General features: G+C 66.2%; 7 protein-coding genes. 1 reads left to right on the top strand and 6 read right to left on the bottom strand.

Annotated elements, in window-relative coordinates; genetic code table 11:
• The first annotated feature begins 755 nt into the window (after nt 1-755).
• Entirely contained in the window at nt 756-1,226 is a 471-nt protein-coding gene (locus tag AB4089_RS22230) for a hypothetical protein (protein WP_441411441.1), read from the top strand.
• Nucleotides 1,227-1,474: 248 nt separating this feature from the next.
• Here the strand turns inward: AB4089_RS22230 and AB4089_RS22225 are convergent, their stop codons facing one another.
• The 6 genes from AB4089_RS22225 to AB4089_RS22200 form a co-directional block, all read right to left on the bottom strand.
• Nucleotides 1,475-1,960: a hypothetical protein gene (locus AB4089_RS22225; RefSeq protein ID WP_441411440.1), complete on the bottom strand. Its 486-nt coding sequence runs from the start codon at nt 1,958-1,960 to the stop codon at nt 1,475-1,477.
• 367 nt (nt 1,961-2,327) lie between these two features.
• Entirely contained in the window at nt 2,328-2,765 is a 438-nt protein-coding gene (locus AB4089_RS22220; RefSeq protein WP_441411439.1) for a cupredoxin domain-containing protein, read from the bottom strand.
• Nucleotides 2,766-2,828: 63 nt separating this feature from the next.
• Nucleotides 2,829-3,551 (bottom strand): class F sortase, encoded by a 723-nt coding sequence (locus AB4089_RS22215; RefSeq protein ID WP_441411438.1) that lies wholly within the window; start codon nt 3,549-3,551, stop codon nt 2,829-2,831.
• 16 nt (nt 3,552-3,567) lie between these two features.
• Complete coding sequence (locus AB4089_RS22210; RefSeq protein ID WP_441411437.1) at nt 3,568-4,326, bottom strand: hypothetical protein; 759 nt, start codon at nt 4,324-4,326, stop codon at nt 3,568-3,570.
• A 190-nt stretch (nt 4,327-4,516) separates the two neighbouring features.
• A complete protein-coding gene (locus tag AB4089_RS22205) occupies nt 4,517-5,125 on the bottom strand; it encodes a hypothetical protein (protein ID WP_441411436.1) in 609 nt (202 codons plus the stop codon).
• 753 nt (nt 5,126-5,878) lie between these two features.
• On the bottom strand, nt 5,879-6,358 hold the full coding sequence (locus AB4089_RS22200; protein WP_441411435.1) for a sensor histidine kinase: 480 nt from the start codon (nt 6,356-6,358) through the stop codon (nt 5,879-5,881).
• Between the last annotated feature and the right edge of the window lie 38 nt (nt 6,359-6,396).

The following is a 6,396-nucleotide window of genomic DNA, read 5'->3' as shown; positions in this document are numbered from 1 at the left end:
ATCCAGAATCGCGTGCTTCTGGTCGGTAGTGAAGTGCTTCCGGTTCGAAACACGAACAGGCATAACGAAATCCATGATGGACCTTCCCCCGCACTGCACCGGCTCCAGCAACAGGGAACCTGTCACACAACAGCCTGACACACAGGGGATTTCGTATGTTCCCGCGGGAGTCCAGTGTTTGCCAGGGAGGGAATGCAGTTCGAGTCCCACCTTGGGCACGCATACCCCCTCGTCAGAGGGGGTTTTGCTTTTAACGTGTTGACAAAGTTTGTGGTGGCGTCCCTCTGACGCTAGGTTTGCGGGCTGTAGCCTGGCCGCCGCGTGGCCTGTTCGGGTGTGTGGGTGGCGGGTTTGAGGCCCCGGGGTTGTGGGCCTTCCGCCTGCTGTCGTTTGGGGTTATGTGGTTCCTCGTTCCGGTTCTGTCGGGTTGGTCGTGGTTGGCCAACACCTATTCATGGCTCTGGTTTGCAGGTATGACATGACGTCGTCGACTTTGGTCCGAACTTTCTTGGAATGCTCGTCCTGGCCGTCAAGAGAGTTGCCGGCGCGCTGTTTGTCCTGCCAAAGAGGGTGTTGACAGTGTCAACACCTAATGTCTGCTTTATTCGTGTTTCCGGCATCCAGGAGCGCCCATGGTGAATTCATAATTGCGCAGCGCGTGGGCTGCGGAGCCCAGAATCACAAGGGCCGGGACGGCTTCCTTCGGGATGTTCGACTCTTGCCGGCGGCGCCGGAGCGTCTGGGGCCGGGCAGGAGTGGTCGCTGCAGCGGTCTGGCGGATCGTCTTGGCCGGCTGGTCGATCCAGAGCCTGCGCCGCGGACGCATTGTTTCCCAGCGGATGATCGTCGTCGCGGCGGCCCTCGCGGCGCTCGTGCAGGTGGTCGCAGTCGTCTGCGGGGTTTGGTGGGTTCCGGCGTCTGCGCGGACGCTTGACGTTGTCGCGCTCTCTGCCCCGGTGCTGGAGCTTCTCTTGCCGGGTTCGGTGGGCTTGCTGAGTAGCCACGACGCCTTAGGTTCTGKAGCGGAGCTGGGTGCGGTTCCCGCCGGTCCTCTGCTGGCGGCGTTTCTCGGGGCCGCCCTGGTGGTTGCCGCGATTGCCACCCCGGGACTGGCCGCCACGGCCGCCGGAGAGCATCCCATCCCGCACGGAGAGCACGGAGAGCACGGAGAGCACGGAGAGGACGGCGGACACGGCGCCCCGGTGCCCGTCGGACACCACCACTGACCCCGAAAATCGGGCGCACCACCTTCCCGACATCCTGTCGCCACACCCGTCGTGGCCGCTGGCCGCCCGAGGCCCGTTTTCGGTGCTGGCAGCGTCACCGGGCCCAAGACCGCGTGCCTTGTGGCTGCGTCCGAAATGATGTGAGAGGCCCAACCATTGAGGCGTTATCGCAGTGGCCTGGGCGCCTAGGGAAGGTTTTGACTGGCGTGGGCTCCAGGGCAGCCTGCCAGTCGTTCTCCCTCGTCGGGTCAAGGCCCGGGGAAGGGCGCCGGGTCCAGGGCCTGCAGGGCGGCGCCGGTCACGAGACCGTAGGCCAGGTGCGGGAGGATGTCGCTGGCCCAGTCCGTCAGGGACCAGGTGCGGGGGTCTGTGATGCCGAGCACGGTCATGGGCGCGTTGCTGGCGATCAGTGCGCCTGCCGCGGCGGTGAGTGAGGAACCGAGGAGCCCGGGCCGGTATCCGGCAGTGCGAGCCAGCCCGAGTACGGCACCGGCGCCCACACCCACGGCGAGGCCGGTCAGCGGGCCGAGCCCGGCGACGCGGTTCGCGCGTTCTTCCTCGGTGCCCGGAATCGTGATTCCGCTGACGTCGGCCAGCTTTTCCACGGTCGCCTCCGGGGTGCTGCTGGCGGGGCGGGCCCGCCAGACCATGTCGAAGTAGGTGAGCGTGTTCAGCGCGGTGGTCCCGGCGGCGCCGGCGACAGCCCCGGTGGCCAGAGTCCGGATGATTCTCATGGCTGCGACACCAGCCCGAGCTGGGTGAGCATGCCTGACTGATGGCGCTCTGTGAGTCCCTGCGGACCGTGCCCGTGTCCGGGTGCGGGATCGTGGCCGACACAGCCGGCCGCGACGACCCTATCCAGGTCATCGACTCTGCCGGTGTTCACGGCGGCGCCGAAGCGCTCCTTTGCATGACTATAGGCTTCGCTGCGCATGAATCCTCCAGCGGTAATGATCGGGCCGGTTCGGACGGACCCGTTGTTTTCTTATATGTCATCGTGCCCGTGGCTCGGTCCGGGAACAAGGGCGGGGGAAGATTTCGGCCGATCCGCCGGTTGCGGGAGGTGGCGGGGTATGGAGGGTGGAGGTGTTCTGGCCGCAGTCATTTAACGGTCAGGGTTCCGTGCATGTTGGCGTGGTAGGCGCAGTGGTAGGGGTAGGAGCCGGGTTTGGCCGGCGCGGTGAATGTGACGCTTGTGCCGGCCTTGACGACAGCCTCGAAGGAGCCGTCATCAGCGGTGAGGGTGTGGGCCTCGGTGTCCATGTTCATGACGGTCACACTGGCACCGGCAGGGACGCTGTCCGGGCCAGCGTAGGCGAAGGATTTGATGTGGATCGTGAGCGCGGCTGCGGTCGATGCGGATCCCATGGAGGAGTGGCTCATGCCGGCGTCCATCGTTGCGGTCCCTGTTGTGGCCGGTGAGGGACCGGTCGATGTGGCGGCACCAGTGCCGGGGGCCGCGCAGGCGCTTGCCCCCGCGATTGTCGCTGCGGAGATCAGGAGGAGGGCGAGGCGATGGCGGTTCTTGGCCGTATTCATGGGTTCCCTTTCGCGGGGCTAACGGAATTTGCGGGTTCGGGTTCGGCAGGCAGCCCTCGTGGCTCAGGCGGGGTGGGTGGAGGTCAGGTGGGCGTATACGACGGTGTTGTCCAGGTATTGCCCTGTCGCCGGGTCGTAGCCGCCGCAGGTGATCAGCCGGAGCTCGGGCCGGTCGGCGTTTTTGTAGACCTCCACAGTCGGGAAGTTTGCCTTGCGATAGACATCGACTTTGTCGACGGTGAAAACCGCGGCGGTGTGGTCGCTGCGGGTGACGGTGATGGCCTGCCCTGGGGCGAGTTCGTGGAGACGGTAGAAGACGCCGATTGGACTTTTCGTGGAGTTGACGTGGCCGAGGATGACGGCGGATCCGGCCTGGCCCGGAGCTGCGGAGTTTGTGTACCACCCGGCGGGGGAACCGGGTTCCCCGGGCGGGGTGGCGACTTCGCCGTTGGCCTGCTTGCCCAGTTGCAGCAAGGTTGAGTTGACCCCGATGGAGGGGACCTCGACGCTGACCGGCGTGGAGGCCGGCAGTGCCGCGTCCGGCGCCGGTGACCGGACAGCCGTTGGTGGCGCGGAAGCGGCGGTTGAGGGGCTGGGTGCCGGAGCCGCGGTGGCGGTGGCGGCCGGCGGGACCGGGGCGGCCGCGGAAGCCGGGTCGTTTCCGTCCGGTGCCGGGGGCTGGGCGTGGAGCCCCAAGCCGATGGTGGTGATGCCGCCGGCCAGGAGCAGGGCGGCCGCCGCGGACGCGATGGTGCGTCCGCGGCGGCCTTTCAGATCAGATCGCATCGGTTCCTGCGTCTTTTCAGGCCCTGGCGGTGATCCGGCGACGGGCCGCGTAGGCTCCGCCGGCTGCCAGGACGAGGCCGCCGCCGACGGCCATCAGACCCAGGTCTGGTCCGGCCGGCGTTGCGGGGGTGGTGATGCCGGTGCCGGGGGCTCCGGCGGGCATCGCGGTCAGGGTCCCGCACAGGGCCGGTGACGTGGCGGCCAACGGCAGGGACGGGACCAGGTCGCTGGGTGCTTTCTGGGCCTCGGCTGACAGGGTGGCCGGGTCCAGCCCGTGGACGACGACGACGGCGGTGCCGGCTTTGAGGGAATCAGCAGTTTTCGCGTCCAGCGCGAAAGTGCGCTCATAGGTGTAGTTGGCACCCATGCCGGCCAGAGTCAGGTCGGTGCCGGCCGCCGGGCTGGTGTCGCCGCTGGTGGACAGGGTCGCACCGATCGCGCCGTACGACGGGGCGCCTTCGGTTGTGCTGATCACGCCGTCCTTGTTGGTGTCAGCGGACATGTCGGGGCAGGTGCCCTTGGCTCCGATGTGGATGTGCTGGACGTGCGGGTACGGTTTGCCGCTGAATGTGGCGGCGAGTCCTGACACTTTTTCTGTGACGGTGGCTTGGTCACCGTTGAGGGTGATCATCACTGTGCCCGTGGCATTGCTGCCGTTGATTGCGGCGAGGTTCGCCTGGTATGTCGTGGTGTCGGCGGCGAGGGCCGGGCTGGTGGAGAGAGCGAGCGCGCCCAGGGCCAGGGCCGGGGCGATCAGGAAAGCGGATTTCTTCATGGCTGGTTTCCTCCGATGGCAAGGGCCGTTCCCCTGATGGGCACGCCCACGGTGTAACAGTGATGGTTCGTTGTGGTTCACATCACGGATTGGTCTCCGGATTGACTTCTTCACTCTCGCGGTGACGGGCACTCGCCAGGACACCGAGCACGGGTTTCAGGTGCGGGGGAACGCGTTGGCGCCTGGTGCACTATTCGGACCAGCAGGCCAGGACCGCGGTGGCAACCTCGTAGGCAAACGCGTTGCGCGAGACGCTGTGCGGTCCGAGCGTTGGCGGCAGGGCCGTCGCGTCCACGGTCAGGACGAAATTGTCCTTGACGAACACCACGGACCCGCCGGTGGTCTCGAACGCCGGCAGGCCCAGATTGGCCATCCCCTCTATGGGCCGGGCGGACGCAGCGCCCCGTTGCAATCCGTCAAAGTAGACGTGCGCGGCTGCGGGATCCGCCAGTTCCTTCACCGAGAGCACGAGCGATCCTGCCGGGAGCGCATAGGTGCAGGCATAGAGTTTGTCCGCCCACGCGTCGGTGGTGTGGGGTGGGGAGGGGAGTGCCAGAATTCGGACAATATTGGACCGGGTTTCCTCACCGCACACCATGCTTGCCGACGGTGACGGCGCAGCCTCGGTGGTCCCCGAGGCCGCAACAGCGGGGGAGGGGGACGTGCTCTGGCTATTGGCCCCACCGCTTGCCCCTGAGTCGGCAGGAGGCGTACCGCAGCCGGCCAGCAGGAACACCGAAATCAACGCCAGGGCCACCGCGTTCCCCGGGGGCGCCCCGGCACAGATCCTGCTTCTCATCACGACACCATCTCCAGTCAGTCCCACCCAACGGACAATCACGGACCCTTCCCAAGTCATTCGCTGCTGCACAGCCCGGGGACGGGTCAAAAGACGCTGACAATTGAACGCCCGGCGGATGTCCCGAACGCCTCGGCGAAGGCGTATGCATGGGGCCGACCGCGTTGGCCAGGATCACGCCACACCGGCAGCGAGCGGCTCTCGGACGGCCCTTCCGAAGCAACATCGCGGTTCTGGCGCCGCGGGACAGATCCTCCTTGGGAGAGGGTCAGTGAAGTTCCCCGATGCCCCGGGGCGGTCTTGGGTGGGGGCGGCCACCGATGCGCCGATCAGGATCAGATAGGGAATCATGGCGGCTGACCGGGCCTGGGATTCGTCCGGGACGATCGATTGCCCGACCCTGGTCAGGGTTTGCGGGCGCGCAGCATCGACCCGCAGCACGGTAGCTCGGGCCGCCTCGTCGTCGAAGGCCCAGCCTCTGACGGCGGCCTCGATTTCTGCACGGCTGGAAACCAGCGCTGAGGCGTCCAGCAGAAGGCGTTCCGGCGAAATGCGGTCGAGTGGCTCGACGGCGTTCTCGTGGGCCTTTGTTCACCAGACAGGGCCCGAGCCCTGTACACCGCCGGATACGGTGGGTGGATTCCGTTGAGGCCGAGGCGCTGATCAACGCCCCGGACTCTACGGTCCCCGGCGATAATCCTGAGCACACCAGCCGGGCTGCTGCTCCCTGTCAGAACAGCTGTGCAGCGGATGCTAGTCCAGAGGCACCGTTATCGTCACACACGTTCCCGAGGCGGACGAATCGATGGTCATCTCTCCGCCAGCAAGGACAACCGCCGCTTGCATGAGGCGCAGTCCCATGCCGGCGTGCCGACCAACCATAGCGGCTGGCACATGGAAACCACGGCCGTCGTCGACCACTTTGAGCTGAACGCGGTGGCTCATGCCACGAGTGACGCAGCCCAGCCGGACCGTGACATCTGATGCCTGAGCGAACTTGTAGACGTTGCTGAGGAGCTCCTGCGCCGCACGGTACAGAAGAGTTGCGGATTGCCGGTCTACTTCCATCCTGTGGTGCGGAGTCTCCAGGTGCACCACAGTTCCGCTCTCGCGAAGGGGAAGCGTCAAGCGGTCAATTGCACCGGTCACTCCAAGGGCATGGAAGTCGACCGGTTGTGTATCGGTGAGGACGCCACGTACGGCGACGACTTCGTCGCTTAGTAGTGATTTCATGCTCTAACTGTGCGCTTGTGTCGTTGGCATTTTCTTGT

Source organism: Arthrobacter sp. 2MCAF15 (genome assembly GCF_052115605.1).
In the GTDB taxonomy this organism is placed as follows: Bacteria; Actinomycetota; Actinomycetes; order Actinomycetales; family Micrococcaceae; genus Arthrobacter.
The sequence above is the reverse complement of the archived record's forward strand: the minus strand, read 5'-3'. Positions and strand labels throughout refer to the sequence as shown.

Excerpts from the sequence above, each read along its gene's own strand:
- AB4089_RS22225 (WP_441411440.1), bottom strand. The coding sequence starts at position 1,960 with ATGAGAATCATCCGGACTCTGGCCACCGGGGCTGTCGCCGGCGCCGCC.
- AB4089_RS22220 (WP_441411439.1), bottom strand. The coding sequence starts at position 2,765 with ATGAATACGGCCAAGAACCGCCATCGCCTCGCCCTCCTCCTGATCTCC.
- AB4089_RS22205 (WP_441411436.1), bottom strand. The coding sequence starts at position 5,125 with ATGAGAAGCAGGATCTGTGCCGGGGCGCCCCCGGGGAACGCGGTGGCC.
- AB4089_RS22210 (WP_441411437.1), bottom strand. The coding sequence starts at position 4,326 with ATGAAGAAATCCGCTTTCCTGATCGCCCCGGCCCTGGCCCTGGGCGCG.
- AB4089_RS22200 (WP_441411435.1), bottom strand. The coding sequence starts at position 6,358 with ATGAAATCACTACTAAGCGACGAAGTCGTCGCCGTACGTGGCGTCCTC.
- AB4089_RS22215 (WP_441411438.1), bottom strand. The coding sequence starts at position 3,551 with ATGCGATCTGATCTGAAAGGCCGCCGCGGACGCACCATCGCGTCCGCG.